Origin of the sequence: Peribacillus frigoritolerans (genome assembly GCF_001636405.1) — a bacterium.
GTDB classification, from domain to species: Bacteria; Bacillota; Bacilli; order Bacillales; family DSM-1321; genus Peribacillus; species Peribacillus frigoritolerans.
In genome coordinates this window covers 2,269,228-2,285,574 of sequence record NZ_KV440950.1, presented here as the reverse complement: position 1 = coordinate 2,285,574, position 16,347 = coordinate 2,269,228, and the positions used below count along the sequence as shown (strand labels likewise).

The window sequence follows — 16,347 nt, the reverse complement described above, 5'->3', positions numbered from 1 at the left end:
TACTTGTTTTTGTACAAGTTTATGCAAAGGGACAAGGGTTATGAATAAAAGAATCTAAACCTTCATGATATCCACTGTTTTCAAGGGAGAATTCCCATAAAAAAAATCGATAGGGACTCCTATCGATTTAGTGTTCTATTATACTAATAGTGCAGCGATTTCATCAATTTTCTTAGCTCCGAATACCACTTGTTCATCATTGATGATCATGGCCGGCACACTCATGACTTTATATTTCTTCTTGATTTCCTGGAAATTGCTTATATCGACCATTTCAGCTTCAACGTTAGGGTTTTCAATCGCTATGCGCTGTGCACCCACAACAACGTCTGGACAGTAGTGACATGCCAATGAAACCATGACCTTAATGTTCGCTTTTTTACTGATTCCCTTAATTGAATTCAATACCGCTGAATCCAATGCTTGACCAGGTCCAGCCAGGTTATAGATGGCCAAAATGAAGGAATTCAACTCATGGCCGCCTGGTACACCGTGGAACTTGACGCCACTGTATTCACCATTTGAATTTAAGAGGGCAACGACAGGGAACTTATCCGCATTGATTTTTTCTTCGATTTCCGCATTTTCCCCTTTGTTGTATAACTCAAGATGAAGCTTATCTCCTAATTCCGCAACATCCAACAGGAAGTCTCGCAATTCGACTGATTTTGGCAAACTGTCATCGACAATGGACACCATAGTAACGTCGCTCTCCATCTTGCCGAAGATTCCCTTTAATTGGCCACGTAACGCATCACTTAATAAAGCGCTCTTGCCTGCTGGGACAGCTGCCTGTTCTTTTTTCGCCGGTTTTTCAACTTCAGGTTCATCCTTGATTCCCAGGCGATCTTTTTCTTCCTCAATATATTTGCCGGCATCCGTTGCTGCAATCGCTCCATCGGATACAGCTGTGATAATCTGGCGCAAGGATTTTGGCCTTAGGTCGCCCGCCGCATAGACACCATTCACATTAGTCTTCATATCATCATCGGTTAAAATGTAACCAGCATCATCCATTTCGATATGGCCCTTGAATATCTCTGTTTTCGGTTCGTAACCTATGAAAACGAATACGCCAAATGTATTGTCTTCTTCCTTCGCCTTATATTCAAATTCTTCTTTGGTAACGTTATTGATGAAACGTGCACTTTGAATCATCCCGTCTCCATGAACCCCAAGGATTTCCGTATTGAATTTCACTTCAATCTTATCATTTGCCATTACTTTATCAACAATGGACGGGGCACACGAGAAGCTTGATTCACGGGCGATGATTGTGACTTTTGTAGCAAAACGTGTCAGGAATATCGCTTCTTCAGCGGCTGCATATCCTGCGCCGATAACGAAAACTTCCAACCCTTCAAAGAATTCACCATCACATGTTGAACAATAAGCTACACCGCGGCCAGTGAATTCCTCTTCACCTGGAAATCCTAGCGTTCTTGGTGAAGCACCCGTTGCAATGATGACGGCGCGTGCATGGTAGTCCCCGCCAAGGGTTTTAACCACTTTCACCTCACCGGAGAAATCCACACCCGTTACATCAGCTTTGGCGAACTCAACGCCAAAATCTTCGTTTTGAAGCTTCATTTCTTCAACTAACCTAGGACCCGATATATGACGGATACCAGGATAATTGGCTATTTCCGAAGTAGTTGTAGCTTGACCGCCGCCAGTGCCTTTTTCAAGAATTATCGTCTTTAGCTTCGCTCTTCCTGCATAAACACCGGCTGAGAGGCCTGCAGGACCGCCGCCAATAATTAATAAATCATATATTTTTTTCATCTTTTGTGCTCCTTGCTGAATGATTATAACGTGCTAAACTGATTATTTTGAAAAACAAAAGGCACTTATTTTAGGTAAGTGCCTTTTGTCATTGTATCATGTCGGACGATTTGTCCAGTAATCGTAATCAATGCTGGGTATGTCCATTACCTGTAGAAATGGACCCTCCCATTAAAAATTAAAGTTTACCTACAAGGTCTAGGCTTGGTTCAAGAGTATCTTCACCTGGAGTCCATTTTGCAGGGCAAACTTTATCTCCATGTTCCGCTACGAATTGTGCAGCTTGAACTTTTCTTACAAGTTCTTCGGCATTACGGCCAATTCCTAAATCATTGACTTCGTATGCTTTAATTTGTCCTTCTGGATTTACAATGAAAGTTCCACGTAAAGCCAATCCATCTTCTTCGATCAATACACCGAATTGACGGGATAAAACGTTTGCTGGGTCAGCTAACATTGGATATTGGATTTTACCGATTGTATCTGTAGCATCAGCCCATCCTTTGTGGCTGAAATGAGTATCTGTTGAAACTGAGTAAACTTCACAACCAATTTCCTTGAATGTTTCATAGTTATCTTGAAGATCGGCTAATTCAGTTGGACATACGAAAGAGAAGTCAGCTGGGTAGAAAAAGAATACTGCCCATTTCCCTTTAACATCTTCAAGTGTAACTTCTTTGAATTCTCCTGCATGGTAAGCTTGTACTTTAAAATCTTCAACTTGTTTATTGATCAATGACATAATAAATTCCTCCAATAGCTATTTTTTTATCTGCTCCTGTTTATAATAATTATTAAATAGAAACTAGTCAATAAATATACCTTAATAATTTTTAAGTTCACAAATTGGTCACAGTTTTTATATTAATATAAATTAATTATTTTTAAAATCCCTTAGTACTTTAAATTAGCATTTTCAACACATTTCCAATATTATTTCTAGGATACAAATAAGACACATGCTCATTATTTCGTGAGATGATTTCCTCTCCTTTTCAATCTAATTATAATATCCAAATGAGAATCATAAGTAGCTTTCTAATAAAATTTTTCAGGTCTCCTTCATATCTTTCCCATATTTCCCCTAAAAAATTCTTGTTTCGAAATTTCAATCAAAAAAAAACGAACCTTGACGGCCCGTTTAGTTGTAATTGGTTCTCCAAAGACATTTCTATATTTTATCAGTTATTGCTTTTTCCAAATAAGCTTTTTCGCTTCGGTGAACCTTACGGCTATTTTCGGCCAGTTTACAACGTCCCACCATTTGTCCACATAGCCTGCCCGATTATTTTTATATTGCAGGTAATAAGCATGTTCCCATACATCAAGAACAAGGATTGGGATCGTATCCCACTGGGTCAAAACCATGTGCAATTCCGATTGAAGTATTTCTAGCCGCCGCGCACGCGGAGACCAGACTAATATCGCCCAGCCAACACCTTCTACTTGTTTGGCAGCCTCACTAAAATGACTTTTAAAAGCTGCAAAGCTTCCAAAATCCTTCTCAATCTGTTTAAGTAAATCCCCCCTTGGCTGTCCGCCCCCTCCCGGAATCATCACTTCCCAGAACAGCGTATGGAGATAATGGCCCGATCCATGAAAGGCTGCTTCCTTTTCCCAATGTTTCAACAAGGAAAAATCATTCGATTCTCTCGCTTTTTTCATCATCATTTCCGCTTTATTCAGACCATCGACATATGCTTGATGATGCTTATCATGGTGCAGATACATGATTTCCCTTGAGATCGTCGGCTCCAACGCTTCATAGGCATAAGGTAACGGCGGTAGCGTATGCTTCCCAATCGGCACTGATTGCCTTTCCTGTATATTGAATTCTCTAGCGAGTTCTTCAATTTCCTCGTAGACCCGAGCCATCTCTTCTTCAATCAGGACCATATCCTCATAATCCATTTCTTCCTCATCCATATTCTTTGCCAACCCGGAAAGCCGTTCAATATTTGACAGCAACGGCGAATCGGTGATATCGATCTTCTCAAGATATTCCATCACCCCATCAACCCAATCACTTACCTCTTTAGCATAATCTCTTACCTCAGACATCTTGCAACCTCCCCCTATTCCCATGCACATAAATCATCAAAGTATTTTATGTATCGATTAAGCGGAGATTCCATTTATAGCTAAAAAAAAACAGCAAGGCTTATTAAGCCTTGCTGTTTCATTATCTTGACTGCAACATTTTCGTCCGGTAATCCGTTTCATAAAACTCCAATTCTTCACGCATGGTCTGGAATCCACTTTCCACGGCCTTCAGGATGGATATTATGCTGTCAGGTACACTTTGGTGAAATTTAATCGAGTTTTTTCCTGTATAGGCAGATCTGCTGTCCTCAAACCACCGATCTGATTTTGGGGAAAAGTATTCTTCGATACATTGATGATAAACTCTATAAAGCGTCTTTTCAGCTGCAGCTTTATTGAAAACATCATTTTTCAGAACGATTTGGCAAGCCTCCAAGCCTTCTTCACAACTTACAAGCATTCTTCTTAAACTTGAAAGGATTCCTTTATAATAGGTTTCATCCCCGCTTTTTTCTTCTTGCAGCTTAGAATAGGTCGTCTCATTTATAAATTCTTCCAGTTGAGCCACTGTCGTTTCCAAAAAGCCCTTTACATCCTCAAGCTGAGATTTTACCAATGTATTCCCCAACCGTGAACCCTCCTCAAATTGATTAAGATTGAATATAATAGTCAACATGTGATTCTATATCATATGGTTTAGCTTGGTCAATAGATATAAACACTTTCTCCAATTTTTCAAAATCTATATTTTCGAAATAACCAGCCAGCTCTTTTTCTGCATTTATATATATTCGTTTTCGGTTAACCAGGCCCGGGTCTTTGAGTAGACAGACCATGGCGATGATGTCAGCCATATAAATATCTCTGTTAGGGCTTTTGAATAGGGGGTTGGCGGGATATGGGGTCCAAAGAGTGACCATCTCATCAAAATAGCGAAGATACAGTACATTCAGCGTCTTTTCTTCTCCATCCTTTATGTATTGTATAACGGATCGATTAAAGAAGTCCTCAGGTGAATTTGACTTTTCCTTTTCAAGTCCAAATCCATTGCATGCTACAATTCGCACCCGCAATCCCCCCGCATTCATTTTTTTCTATATTATCACAATTCAAAGAAAAATGTTATTCGATTGTTTGCTGAAATTTTTCAAAAAACAAATCGGCTTCACCACTTTCAAAGCTATCATCCGAATTATCGGCGAGAGGCGGTAATTCATCTATGGAATTCAGGCCGAAGTAATCCAAAAACTCTTTTGTTGTCCCATATAAATAAGCCCGGCCCGAGCCTTCAGCACGTCCGACCTCTTTAATTAAGACTTTGGTGACAAGTGTATGAATGGGGCGTTCCGTTTTCACTCCGCGTATTTCATCAATTTCAGCTCTAGTAATCGGCTGCTTATAAGCAATGATTGCGAGTGTTTCCAATGCCGCCTGGGATAAGCCTTGAGTGCTTGATGTTTCGACTAGTCTTTTCAAGTAATCCGAGTGCTCTTTTTTTGTCGTCATTTGATAAACGCCCGCTATTTCGATCACTTGAACCCCACGTACATCCGATACATATTCTTCCTTTAAACTTTCAACGATGTCCGTTGCTTGATATTCCGTAATTTCCAGGACCGAGGCAATTTGTTTGACAGAGAGCCCTTCATCTCCGGCAGCAAACAATAATGCCTCAAGAATCCCTTTCCAATTAATAACTTCCAACTGGTTCTACACCTTCCTTAGCAGCAATCATGATTTCAGAAAAATTACCTTCTTGTTCAACGATGATTTCATTAAGTTTCATCAGTTCCAGCACCGCCATGAAAGTGATGACGATATGCTCCTTGACCGGGATCGAAAACAGTTCAAAAAAACTTTTCTTCCCTTTAATGGACTGTAACTCAATCTTGATTTCATCCATTCGTTTCTCTATCGATATCTCTTGTTTCGTTACTTTCGTGTAAAGCGGCTTTTGAATTTTTTGCCTTCTCAGCAATTTTTGCAGAGCCCCCAACATATCATATAGACTTATATTCAACTCTTGTTTATCACTTTCCGCTTCTTTAACATAAACAGATAGATCACTTGGGGGTTTGGTGAACATCAAGCTTCTTTCTTCTTCCATCCCTTTAAATTCTTCGGCTGCATTTTTATACTTTTTATATTCTAATAGTTTTTCCACAAGCTCATCCCGTGGATCTTCCTCAAATATTTCACCATCTTCATCAATCATTTGCTCATCTTCATGCTTTGGAAGCAGCATTTTACTCTTGATGGCAAGCAGTGTCGCAGCCATCACCAGGTATTCGCTGGCCACATCCAATTCCAGATGCTGCATCGTATGGATGTAACCTAGGTATTGATCTGTAATATCAGCCATCGGAATATCGTAGATGTCTATTTCCAGGCGATTGATCAAATGCAGGAGTAAATCCATCGGACCTTCGAAAGCGTCAATTTTTATGTTATAACCCATTAAATTACCTCATTTAAATCTAATTGGCCGATATGGACCTATTTCTTTTACTAATCAAGTATAGTGGATTGCCGCCCTTTATCCAAATAATAATTTACTGTCCATAGAAAAGTTTTTATTTGGGATTACCGTCAAATGGGTCGGTGCCCAATCACATTCTGAAATCCAACATAACCTAGAAATGTAAGAATAGCAGAACAAAGGAGGTACTCATTATGGGTGCAGGTGGTTTTGGAAACGGCGGCGGATTCGCGTTTATTGTAGTATTGTTCATTTTATTAGTTATCGTCGGTGCTTCTTGGTGTTAATGGGAGACTGATGAATCAGCTGATTGCCTTGCAATCAGCTTTCTTTATTTTCCAGGAAAAAATTCTATGCTAAACTTAGTGAGTATACATAGCGGATGTTAAGCTATAAGAAAATGGCTTTTTGCCATACTTAGTTGATTCCATCAAACAAAAGGGGTGCTCCTATTGACTTACGCGGAAGACTACCTTTCTTTCCTTGTCCATTTCCATGGAACGAGGGATTACTTCGAATGTCATGAAATCCTTGAAGAATATTGGAAGGAAACCGCACCAAAAGAACGTGACTCTCATTGGGTCGGGCTCATTCAGATTGCGGTTGCCCTGTATCATGATCGCAGGGGAAACAAAAAAGGGGCTGCAAGGACCCTGTCTAAAGCCTTGGCAAATCTCCACCTAAAAAAGGCCGAGCTCCTGAAGTTGGGACTCGATCCAGAACGACTGTTCAAATTGCTCGAGGATACCCATGAGCGAATGTTATCACAAAAGCCATATAAAAGCATCAATCTGCCAATATCGGATCAAAGACTGATCGAAAAATGCCAATCCATGTGTTCGCAAGAAGGATGCATATGGGGTGCGGATAGCGACATGACCAATACATCGATAGTTGATAAGCACCTAATGCGAGACCGTTCGGATGTCATTTCAGAAAGGGCTCGACAGCTATCCCTTCGAAAAACAAGAATGGAGGACCGCCCTTAAAGGCGATCCTCCATTCAAGCTTTCATATTCAGAAATCTTCACACCTGTCAAGAAAGCTTTCCGTAAACTCATTTGCTTTTAATTCTTTGTCAGGATATTGCTCCTTGATGGCCCTGACCATCGTTTTACCGATACCTTGCTTCCGGAAGGATGGATTTACAGATATATGTTGTATCTCAATGTGGGTTGGAGAGACTTCTATACCGATCAGGCCCGTAATCTCTTCATCTTTCCATAAGAACAGCTGTAGGTTTTCATCCGTTTCATAATTCTTCATCGTATTCCGAAGCGTTTTTATCTCTTTTTCATTTGGCATGAAAGATAATAATCCCATGGCAAACTTCTCATAACTTTTCTTATACTTAATCAACATAATATCCCTCGTTACTAAATAACGTTTTTATTATCTTCCTGTTTCCAATTAATTTGCTTTGAATAATAATCCTCACATATAACATTTACATCATACATAAAAATCCCGTTCGTTTCAACATCACTTTCAGCACTTGATTTATCAATGGGCTATGTGCTAAGCGATAAACAGCCAGTATACGATTCCCCATATCAAAGCGATAATAAGCATCATAAGTAAAAGAGTCTTATTACTTTTCCTCATCCCATACTCCCTTTATGAATGGTCCAAATATTTAAATAACGAATTCATTCTACTATAACTTAACACAATCTGACAAATATCCTTGCAATCTTGCTTCAATTTTACTACATTGGTAAAGTGATCTAGGTTCATAGAGTGCCATCTTAGGTATAAAAGTCGAAGATACACCCAACTTCTTCGTTTAAATGAACGTAGCTATTTGGCTATAAATTTTTTTCAGGAATATATGTATCTTTTTTAGCCTTTGTTTCGTCAAATACTATGAATCTGATTTAAAGTGCCGCCCTTTTATTGAAAGATTCCCAATTCAGCAGGAAAGTTAAGGAGGATTATCATGAAAAAAATGAATAAATGGGTCATTGTAACCATTTTATTATGTCTATTATTGCCATATAAGGCTTTTGCAGATGCAGCTGTTGGTGAAATGATCGTCACACTTGGTGAGAATTTGACAAATGAACAAAAAAATATGATTTTATCAGAAATGAAAGCACCAAATGATGTTGAGGTTTTAACCGTTACAAATGCGGAGGAACATGAATACTTAGGAGACTATATCGCTAGCCGTCTAATCGGTACAAAAGCGATTTCATCCTCTGCGATTACTTTGGAGGAAAAAGGTACCGGTCTTAAACTTGAGTCGAAAAACATTAACTGGGTTTCCGATGAAATGTATATCAATGCACTGGCTACTGCAGGAGTAAAAGATGCTACCGTTTATGTCACCGCACCTATACCCGTTTCCGGTACAGCGGCTTTGACAGGAGTCATTAAAGCCTATGAAATATCTGCCGACAAGAAGATTCCTGAAGATGTAAAACAGGCAGCGAATGAAGAAATGGTGAAAACAGCAAAATTGGGTGACGAAATCGGTACGGAAGAAGCCTCTGCACTTGTTACGAAAATCAAAGAGGAAATGGCTGCAAATCCACCAGCCAATACTGAAGAGGTCCGCGAGGTTGTCGAGTCTTCAGCAAAAGACCTTGGAATCGCCTTAAATGAAGATCAAGTACAAAGTTTAATTGATTTATTCAATAAGCTAAAAGAATTGAATATTGATTGGAACGCTGTCGGTGATCAGCTGACTGCAGCTAAAGATAAACTTTCCAATTTTCTTGAATCCGAAGAGGGTCAATCATTTCTGGATAAATTGAAAGAAGTGTTCAGTAGTTTAATAGACGCAATCAAATCACTTTTCAGCTGATTCAAATAAAAAAAGGATGGCCAATGCCATCCTTTCAGACGTAGACAAACTCGAAAATCGAGTTTGTCTATTTTTATTGCCTGTACAATTTGACCGTTGAGTTCCACTGCAGGTACTCGCTTTCCGCGGGCGGTCCGCCCTCGGCGCTCGCCTGCGGGGTCTCCCTTTGACGCGCTTTTCCCCCAGGAGTCTCGTCCCTTCCGTTCTAATTAATTCCTGAGGTCTTGAAGGTATTGCTATTGGTTATTTGGTTCGGGAACATCATTTGAGCAAAGTTACGTTTTCCAAAGCCCTTTATTTATAAACTGAAAGGATGGCAAATGCCATCCTTTTTTCTATTCTTTATTGACGACTGCCGCTTCATGAAGGGCCAAGTCCAAATGAATAAGATCTTCGTAAGTTTCGCGTTTGATGACCAACCGGGCTTCTCCCTTTTCGGCAAAGACGACAGCCGGTCTCGGAATGCGATTGTAATTATTCGACATGGAATATCCATATGCCCCTGTACAAAATACCGCCAAGACATCACCGCGTCCGGCTTTCGGCAATGGTAAATCCCAAATCAACATATCTCCGCTTTCACAGCATTTGCCGGCAATGGACACTGTCTCTTCCACAGGGTCGAGCGGCCGGTTTGCAAGAATGGCATCATATTTAGCTTCGTAAAGAGCGGGACGTATATTATCACTCATGCCCCCATCCACGGCAATATATTTACGGACATTAGGAACTTCCTTTTCAGAACCCACCTTGTACAGTGTCACACCGGCGTCTCCTACCAATGAACGGCCAGGTTCGATCCAGATTTCAGGCATCACTAAATCAGAATCAGCAATCAGGTTCTGCACTTCCCTAACGATCTCCTCAACATATTGAGACGCCGGTAGCGGGTCGTCCTCTTGTGTATACCGAATCCCGAATCCCCCTCCGAGATTCAATACCTGTGGTTGAAACCCTACCGAATCGTGCCAATCACTCAGCTTGCCGATAATTTTTTGGGCTGCCAGAAGGAAACCGGTCGTTTGAAAGATTTGGGAGCCGATATGGCAGTGTAATCCAAGAACTTCCAGAAACTCACTATGAATCGCTTGTCGAAGGGCAGCTTCTGCCTGGCCATTAATAAGATCAAAACCAAATTTCGAATCTTCTTGCCCTGTCAAAATATAATCATGCGTATGGGCTTCAATACCCGGTGTTACACGAAGAAGGATTTTCACCTTTTGTTCACGGTTTGTACAAATTTCTTCCAACAGTGTCAACTCTGAAAAATTATCGACTACTATACAGCCAATGTCATGATCCAAAGCCATATGTAGCTCTTCTTCACTTTTGTTATTTCCATGGAAGTGAATCCGTTCTGTTGGGAAATTTGCCTTAATTGCCGTATATAATTCCCCCGCTGAGACAACATCGAGAGACAGTCCCTCTTGCTCAGCCAACTGGATCATGGCAATCGAAGAAAAGGCCTTACTTGCGTAAGCAACTTGTGCTGAAACCCCCAATTCCTCAAAAGTTCTCTTGAACCCCCTCGCCCGTTCGCGAATTAGCTCTACATCATAAACATATAATGGTGTACCAAATTGTTCGATCAATTCGATCGTGTCCACTCCGCCAATCTCCAGATGTCCACGTTCATTGACACCGCCGGTTCCGTACAAATGCATGATAGCCTCACCTTCCTGACTTAAAACTATTAATAAGAAATGAGGCAGCCTCAAATAAAGAAAACCTGCTGTAAAGGGTCTTCTATATAATCCAGCCTCATCCGAATCAATTATCCCATGTAAATATTGTTATCTATGACTGCTTAGTAGTTCGAAGGGAAAGACAGATTGGTTTAAACTCCAAAGAGTCATAGTAGCTTTATCTCTTTGTTAAGCCCAACTTTATCGCTTTATCCGAATAAAAATAAATTACCACAACTTTTCGACAACATCAACCTTTAGATTTTCTTGGCTGCCTATATAGATCCTGGGGATGTACAATGCTTGGACGTTCTATAGAACCTGGATAAGGTCTTCTAAATATTATATGTGACAAGGCCTTCGGCTGAAACGGGAGAAGCGGCCATAAATAAGGTGTATTTAATGTTTTTATACTAGTGAGCATGATCAAATAGAGTGTGATGCCTATGACTAAGCCAGGCACTTTAAATAATGCGACCAAGACTATCAGTGCTAAACGGGTAATTTTATTCGCAACCCCTAGTTCTAAACTTGGAGTGACAAATGTACCTATTGTCGCTACGGAAGCGTAAAGAACCACCTCAGGAACAAATAGGCCAACATCTATCGCTATTTGCCCTATCAAAACCGCCGCAACCAAGCCCATTGCCGTGGAAAGCGGGGTCGGGGTATGAACGGCTGCCATCCTTAAAAATTCTATCCCTATATCGGAAATGAAGATTTGGACAACAATGGGTATATGCGTTTTTTCATTCGGCCCGATAAACTCGAACTTTTCCGGCAGGAGGGAAGGCTCTAAACAAAACAATAACCAAATCGGCAGCAAGAATAACGAAACGAAAATCCCGAGAAAACGGACCCAGCGCACCAAGGTCCCGACGGCAGGTGCCTGCCGATACTCCTCGGCGTGTTGCATGTGATGGAAAAGGGTGGACGGGGTAATGATGACACTCGGTGAGGTATCCACATAAATAAGGACATGGCCCTCAAGCAAATGCGTTGCCGCCACATCAGCCCGTTCCGTATATCTGACAAGCGGGTATGGGTTATACCTTTGCTTTACGATGAACTCTTCGATCGTTTTATCAGACATCGTTATACCATCAACCTCAATATTATTCAATTCCTTACGAACGATTTCTATTAAATCCGGATCGGCAATATCTTTAATGTAGCCGATGGATATATCCGATTTCGATCGTTCCCCCACATGCAGCATTTCGAAACGTAATCTTTCATCCCGGATTCTTCGTCTGGTTATCGCCGTGTTTATGATGATATTCTCGACAAAACCATCCCTTGATCCACGGACGACTTTTTCGGTATCGGGTTCTACTGGCTGTCTCCCGGGATAACTCCTGACATCCACGACCAGCCCTATTGGTTTACCATCAACAACAACGACGATTAAACCGGATAATACCTGATCAACAAGCTCATCCATCGTCTTTATTTCCTGAACGGATTGGTGTACGAGCAAGTCTTTGACTACATCAAAAACTTTAGTAGACACGATATCGGCATTTTTGTTATGAATGAGGGAATCGAGGATATCAATGATGTACTCCGTATCCGTCAGCCCATTTATATAGTAAAGATGTACATCTTTTCTTAAAACCTTTATCTTTCTTACTCCTAAGTCAAAGCTGACGCCTAGACCTACTTTCTCTTCCATGTATGCGTCAACTTCCGCTACCCTACTCGGAATCGGCATCATGTTTTGAGGTTTCTCTGAAGTCATCATGACCACTCCTTTCCAATATGATTTCCACCGCTAGCTTCGTTATCGGTGCTCCTCTTTTAAAATCGTCCTGATGGGACATTTTTCCGATATCCCCTACCCCAACTACTATGGGAACATGTAATTGATCGATGCAATACACCGTATCTCCTGTTATCTTGCCCAGCTCAAATTCCTCGGCGCCGTATTTATCAACCCCGTTCGGTGTCAAATTACCATCACGGTCAATACAGATATCCACCTTGGTCCACTCTTCCCTTCTAGTCTTTGAAGCGACCGCTATCACGCCAAGGACATCAATATCAGGGTGTCCGGCAACTACCTTCATTGCCTGTTCGCCTGATCCTTCTCCTATAAAACCGCTATCATCAAACATGACCAATACAGGGTCATACTTCGCCTTTTTTATTAATTCAACTAACTCCAAGCCCGTATATCGTGATGGATTACCTTGGGACATGGAGATACATCTTCCCCCTATTTCCTTGGCTACATGCTCGACAGCCCGTTTTGCATACTCATCTCCATCCGTAATCAATATCACTTTTCGTTTGGTCACCATCTTGGGCCTACCTTTCATCATCAGGAATAGTTACCTCTTACACTTATAAGTCGACAAAATAAATCCATTGGAATAATGATCCGGCTATTTTCCCCAATACGAGTGCCATTAACAAATAAATGATCTTCTCTTGAATTCCGATTCGTTTTGAAAGAACTGGAAATACATTCAGGACTTCAGTTAAGGCAGCCGCAAGCATCCCATTAAATATCCCGTCAGCCAACCCGATCGGAATTAAAAGAAAATGCGGAAGTGAAAGTTCCGTTTCCTGTAATCCTAACCATGTTCCTGCGACAACTCCGGCAATGATGGCTCCTTCATAGTAATGTATCATTTTCATTGTTTTTGTCAGCTGAGTCAGTCTTGGAATCACCCCAAGTACAGTTAAAAACGCTACAAAACCGGCACCTGTTGCAAACCCCCCGGCTAAACCGACAAAGATTCCGAAGATGATTTTACCGGTCATCAAGGTGGCGCACGTTTTCCTTATTTTCATTCATGATTACATAACGGTCCAAATCCTGCTGATAGTTGAACATTTCAACCTCGAGCGGACTAGGTTCCTCATTGAAGCGTTTTTTAAAGAAATGATTAAAAAATAGAATCATGCCCATACCAAGGCCGAAGCTATATGGGATTTGGATCAATAACGGCTTATCTTCCACTTTTCCCGTTATTATAGTAAAGATTTTTTGATGCACTTCCCCCATGCTGACATCCACATGAAAATTCATGATCGTCATCCCGCCGCCGACAAATAACAAAAACCAAACTAAAGCGAATGTCAGGTATGACATTTTCTTTTTCGAGAGGATGACTTCGATGATCGTTTGGGAAGGGCCGAATGTTTCCACTTCAATAGTCGGATCCACCTTGCGGATGGCCATGATAACTTGAGCTAAATCAATGACAATAATATTCTTATCTTCCTTCTTGACCGTTAATAATATGATTTCTTCAATTTTGGTAATCACTTCTTCAGGTCCGATTATCCTTGCAATATCTTTTATCCTCACCGTTTGATTTCCCTTTGCTTGTACACGGTTCCTCATCCTGATATATACAACTGCCATTATCATCACATCCCGACCTTTTATTTCCTTATGCTAGTAGTATGGATTGGAAGCAGTTTGAAAATGCAGGAAGTGAACCATGTCCAAATATTACTAATTTGAAACCAAAAAAAGACACGCTGCAAGACAGCATGTCTCAAACTGTAAACAAATTCGATTAAAAACGAGTTTGACTACAGTTTTTTTGCTTGTACAAACTTGGACGTTGATTGGAACGTAGGGCACTCGCTTTCCGCGGGCGGTCCGCCATCGGCGCATTCGCGCCGGTGGGGTCTCCCTTGGACTCGCTATTCCCGCAGGAGTCTCGCACACCCGCTCCAATCAACATGTTTAAAAATTTGGATAGTACTCCTTTTGCCTACAGTCTTTTTTGTTTTAAAATAGATCTATTAAAATTTGAGGTGATGAGGATGCTTTCGAAACATCATCTTCAACGAGATCAAGTTGAAATGATTACTTTAGATCAACTGGTGCCGGCGAACCATTTGGTTCGTAAAATGGAGGCTTCCATTGATCCAGTCATCATCAAGATGTAAAACCTTTGTATGGGAAACGTAAAGAAACGATTGAGCATGTATTCGCAGATGCAAAAGAAAAGCATTGTATGCGTTGGATAACTTTAAGGGGACTTAAAAAATTGTTGATGCAAGCGATGCTTACTTTCGCTGCCATTAATTTAAAAAAGATGGCCACGTGGACATGGCAAGGTCCTAAAATCCTGTAACATAGTGACTCGAAGAGCCCAAATCTCTTAACCTTTGGTCAAAATTTCAAAGGGAATTTTAAAAGGGGTTCGGAATAATTCCGAACCCCTTTTGCCTACAAACTGAAACACCTGCAATGGCAGAGATGTCTTTTTGGTTTACATTCAACTATTAATGAGTGGGGAAGAAAATCAGCTGAACCAAAAATATCAATCCAAAAATATAAATGAGCGGATGTACCGATTTCCCTTTTCCGCTGAATACCTTCATTAGGGGATATGTGATGAACCCAATTGCAATCCCTGTAGATATACTTGAAGTAAGCGGCATCGTTAAAATGATCGCAAATGCCGGAAATGCCTCATCAAAAATTTTCCAATTGACTTTAGCCAGACCTTCCATCATGAAACATCCCACGATGATCAAAACGGGTGCTGTGATTGCCTGAACGGAAGAAATTGCCGATATCAATGGAGAAAAGAAAATCGATACAGCAAACAAGATGGCCACGACAGTTGCGGTTAATCCCGTACGTCCGCCTGCAGCCACTCCAGTACTCGATTCCACATAGGCAGTCGATGGGCTTGTACCAAACATCGAGCCGACTGTAGTCGCAATCGCATCACCTAAAAAGGCTTTCTTGGCACGAGGGATTTTCCCATCCTTCGTTAGTCCTGCCTGTTCTGTCACGCCAATCAAGGTGCCTGTCGTATCGAAGATCGTCACAAGTAAAAAGGCGAAGACAATTGAATATAAAGAATTCGTGAAGACCCCAGCGATATCGATATCGAAAAATACCGGTGTTGGAGGTACAGATAAGACCCCATCGAAGTTGAGCAAACCGATAAAGTAGCCAATGATTGCCGTAACGATCATGCCAATGAAAATGGCCCCTTTTATATTACGGGCCATAAAAATCAAGGTAATGAATAAGCCTGCTAACGCTAAGACGGTTCCTGGCTGATGTAAATCGCCAAGCGTCACCATCGTTGATTCATTTGGCACTACGATTCCAGCATTTTTCAATCCGATAAACGCAATGAATAAACCAATTCCGGATGTAATGCCGTATTTTAATGAGTCAGGAATCGCATCAATTATCATTTTACGCAAGCTAGTCACGCTAATTAATAGAAATAGCAAACCAGCAATGAAAACCGTACCGAATACGGTCTGGTATGAAAGGCCCTGTGCCCCCACCACGCTGGCAAAATAAGCATTCAAGCCCATCCCTGGTGCTATCGCAATCGGGTATTTTGCAACGAGCCCCATGATTAGGGTACCAATCACCGCTGATATGACCGTTGCCATGAAAACTTGTTCAAATGGAATTCCGATTGAAGACAATAATGCCGGATTCACAATAAGGATATAAACCATAGTTAAAAATGTCGTAACACCCGCCATGACTTCTGTACGGACATCCGTCCCATTTTCTTTCAGGGAGAAAAACTTTTCCATAAACA

The 16,347-nt window shown here is 41.0% G+C and carries 18 protein-coding genes and 1 pseudogene; 5 read left to right on the top strand and 14 right to left on the bottom strand.

What is annotated here, in order from left to right; translation table 11 throughout:
• Nucleotides 1–138: 138 nt before the first annotated feature.
• The 7 genes from A6755_RS11170 to A6755_RS11140 form a co-directional block, all read right to left on the bottom strand.
• A complete protein-coding gene (locus A6755_RS11170; protein WP_063590680.1) occupies nt 139–1,785 on the bottom strand; it encodes an FAD-dependent oxidoreductase in 1,647 nt (548 codons plus the stop codon).
• A 178-nt stretch (nt 1,786–1,963) separates the two neighbouring features.
• Nucleotides 1,964–2,527 carry an alkyl hydroperoxide reductase subunit C gene (gene ahpC / locus A6755_RS11165; protein ID WP_034308115.1) on the bottom strand — a complete coding sequence of 188 codons (564 nt, stop codon included), beginning with the start codon at nt 2,525–2,527 and terminating at the stop codon, nt 1,964–1,966.
• 443 nt (nt 2,528–2,970) lie between these two features.
• On the bottom strand, nt 2,971–3,846 hold the full coding sequence (locus tag A6755_RS11160; RefSeq protein ID WP_063590679.1) for a superoxide dismutase: 876 nt from the start codon (nt 3,844–3,846) through the stop codon (nt 2,971–2,973).
• A gap of 121 nt (nt 3,847–3,967) precedes the next feature.
• The gene (locus A6755_RS11155) at nt 3,968–4,456 is read right to left on the bottom strand and encodes a YpuI family protein (protein ID WP_034308117.1); all 489 of its coding nucleotides are present in this window, start codon (nt 4,454–4,456) and stop codon (nt 3,968–3,970) included.
• 22 nt (nt 4,457–4,478) lie between these two features.
• Nucleotides 4,479–4,895, bottom strand: coding sequence for a hypothetical protein (locus A6755_RS11150; RefSeq protein WP_034308118.1), 417 nt, complete (start codon nt 4,893–4,895; stop codon nt 4,479–4,481).
• A gap of 55 nt (nt 4,896–4,950) precedes the next feature.
• Nucleotides 4,951–5,532 carry an SMC-Scp complex subunit ScpB gene (gene scpB, locus A6755_RS11145; protein ID WP_063590678.1) on the bottom strand — a complete coding sequence of 194 codons (582 nt, stop codon included), beginning with the start codon at nt 5,530–5,532 and terminating at the stop codon, nt 4,951–4,953.
• Entirely contained in the window at nt 5,519–6,286 is a 768-nt protein-coding gene (locus tag A6755_RS11140; RefSeq protein ID WP_063590677.1) for a segregation/condensation protein A, read from the bottom strand. The genes scpB and A6755_RS11140 overlap by 14 nt, the downstream gene beginning before the upstream one ends.
• A gap of 215 nt (nt 6,287–6,501) precedes the next feature.
• On the opposite strand from A6755_RS11140, the gene A6755_RS26000 reads away from it, so the two are divergent.
• Both A6755_RS26000 and A6755_RS11135 read left to right on the top strand, forming a co-directional pair.
• Entirely contained in the window at nt 6,502–6,594 is a 93-nt protein-coding gene (locus A6755_RS26000; RefSeq protein ID WP_072273196.1) for a YjcZ family sporulation protein, read from the top strand.
• 165 nt (nt 6,595–6,759) lie between these two features.
• Entirely contained in the window at nt 6,760–7,296 is a 537-nt protein-coding gene (locus A6755_RS11135; protein WP_063590676.1) for a DUF309 domain-containing protein, read from the top strand.
• Nucleotides 7,297–7,324: 28 nt separating this feature from the next.
• Here the strand turns inward: A6755_RS11135 and A6755_RS11130 are convergent, their stop codons facing one another.
• Nucleotides 7,325–7,669 (bottom strand): GNAT family N-acetyltransferase, encoded by a 345-nt coding sequence (locus A6755_RS11130; RefSeq protein ID WP_034308124.1) that lies wholly within the window; start codon nt 7,667–7,669, stop codon nt 7,325–7,327.
• A gap of 586 nt (nt 7,670–8,255) precedes the next feature.
• On the opposite strand from A6755_RS11130, the gene A6755_RS11125 reads away from it, so the two are divergent.
• On the top strand, nt 8,256–9,116 hold the full coding sequence (locus A6755_RS11125; RefSeq protein WP_034311302.1) for a DUF1002 domain-containing protein: 861 nt from the start codon (nt 8,256–8,258) through the stop codon (nt 9,114–9,116).
• 335 nt (nt 9,117–9,451) lie between these two features.
• Here the strand turns inward: A6755_RS11125 and lysA are convergent, their stop codons facing one another.
• The 5 genes from lysA to A6755_RS11100 form a co-directional block, all read right to left on the bottom strand.
• Nucleotides 9,452–10,780, bottom strand: coding sequence for a diaminopimelate decarboxylase (gene lysA, locus A6755_RS11120; RefSeq protein WP_063590675.1), 1,329 nt, complete (start codon nt 10,778–10,780; stop codon nt 9,452–9,454).
• Nucleotides 10,781–11,051: 271 nt separating this feature from the next.
• A complete protein-coding gene (locus tag A6755_RS11115; RefSeq protein ID WP_376708678.1) occupies nt 11,052–12,518 on the bottom strand; it encodes a spore germination protein in 1,467 nt (488 codons plus the stop codon).
• Nucleotides 12,499–13,104, bottom strand: a complete 606-nt coding sequence (gene spoVAEA / locus A6755_RS11110; RefSeq protein ID WP_063590673.1) for a stage V sporulation protein SpoVABEA — start codon at nt 13,102–13,104, stop codon at nt 12,499–12,501. The genes A6755_RS11115 and spoVAEA overlap by 20 nt, the downstream gene beginning before the upstream one ends.
• A gap of 43 nt (nt 13,105–13,147) precedes the next feature.
• Nucleotides 13,148–13,570 (bottom strand): stage V sporulation protein AB, encoded by a 423-nt coding sequence (locus A6755_RS11105; protein ID WP_034308131.1) that lies wholly within the window; start codon nt 13,568–13,570, stop codon nt 13,148–13,150.
• Nucleotides 13,560–14,177 carry a stage V sporulation protein AA gene (locus tag A6755_RS11100; RefSeq protein WP_063590672.1) on the bottom strand — a complete coding sequence of 206 codons (618 nt, stop codon included), beginning with the start codon at nt 14,175–14,177 and terminating at the stop codon, nt 13,560–13,562. Before A6755_RS11100 ends, A6755_RS11105 begins: the two co-directional genes overlap by 11 nt.
• A 410-nt stretch (nt 14,178–14,587) precedes the next feature.
• Between A6755_RS11100 and A6755_RS27925 the strand changes: the two genes are divergently transcribed.
• Together A6755_RS27925 and A6755_RS11090 are read left to right on the top strand one after the other, a co-directional pair.
• Nucleotides 14,588–14,713 (top strand): hypothetical protein, encoded by a 126-nt coding sequence (locus tag A6755_RS27925; RefSeq protein ID WP_283866039.1) that lies wholly within the window; start codon nt 14,588–14,590, stop codon nt 14,711–14,713.
• A pseudogene (locus A6755_RS11090) lies at nt 14,713–14,901 on the top strand (transposase); the annotation flags it as partial. The gene A6755_RS27925 and the pseudogene A6755_RS11090, both read left to right, overlap by 1 nt.
• Nucleotides 14,902–15,052: 151 nt before the next feature.
• Here the strand turns inward: A6755_RS11090 and A6755_RS11085 are convergent.
• Complete coding sequence (locus A6755_RS11085; RefSeq protein ID WP_034311306.1) at nt 15,053–16,342, bottom strand: NCS2 family permease; 1,290 nt, start codon at nt 16,340–16,342, stop codon at nt 15,053–15,055.
• Nucleotides 16,343–16,347 lie beyond the last annotated feature (5 nt).

Excerpts from the sequence above, each read along its gene's own strand:
- spoVAEA (WP_063590673.1), bottom strand. The coding sequence starts at position 13,104 with ATGGTGACCAAACGAAAAGTGATATTGATTACGGATGGAGATGAGTAT.
- A6755_RS11160 (WP_063590679.1), bottom strand. The coding sequence starts at position 3,846 with ATGTCTGAGGTAAGAGATTATGCTAAAGAGGTAAGTGATTGGGTTGAT.
- A6755_RS11170 (WP_063590680.1), bottom strand. The coding sequence starts at position 1,785 with ATGAAAAAAATATATGATTTATTAATTATTGGCGGCGGTCCTGCAGGC.
- A6755_RS11130 (WP_034308124.1), bottom strand. The coding sequence starts at position 7,669 with ATGTTGATTAAGTATAAGAAAAGTTATGAGAAGTTTGCCATGGGATTA.
- A6755_RS11115 (WP_376708678.1), bottom strand. The coding sequence starts at position 12,518 with ATGATGCCGATTCCGAGTAGGGTAGCGGAAGTTGACGCATACATGGAA.
- A6755_RS26000 (WP_072273196.1), top strand. The coding sequence starts at position 6,502 with ATGGGTGCAGGTGGTTTTGGAAACGGCGGCGGATTCGCGTTTATTGTA.
- A6755_RS11100 (WP_063590672.1), bottom strand. The coding sequence starts at position 14,177 with ATGGCAGTTGTATATATCAGGATGAGGAACCGTGTACAAGCAAAGGGA.
- lysA (WP_063590675.1), bottom strand. The coding sequence starts at position 10,780 with ATGCATTTGTACGGAACCGGCGGTGTCAATGAACGTGGACATCTGGAG.
- A6755_RS11085 (WP_034311306.1), bottom strand. The coding sequence starts at position 16,342 with ATGGAAAAGTTTTTCTCCCTGAAAGAAAATGGGACGGATGTCCGTACA.
- ahpC (WP_034308115.1), bottom strand. The coding sequence starts at position 2,527 with ATGTCATTGATCAATAAACAAGTTGAAGATTTTAAAGTACAAGCTTAC.
- A6755_RS11140 (WP_063590677.1), bottom strand. The coding sequence starts at position 6,286 with ATGGGTTATAACATAAAAATTGACGCTTTCGAAGGTCCGATGGATTTA.
- A6755_RS27925 (WP_283866039.1), top strand. The coding sequence starts at position 14,588 with ATGCTTTCGAAACATCATCTTCAACGAGATCAAGTTGAAATGATTACT.
- A6755_RS11105 (WP_034308131.1), bottom strand. The coding sequence starts at position 13,570 with ATGACCGGTAAAATCATCTTCGGAATCTTTGTCGGTTTAGCCGGGGGG.
- A6755_RS11125 (WP_034311302.1), top strand. The coding sequence starts at position 8,256 with ATGAATAAATGGGTCATTGTAACCATTTTATTATGTCTATTATTGCCA.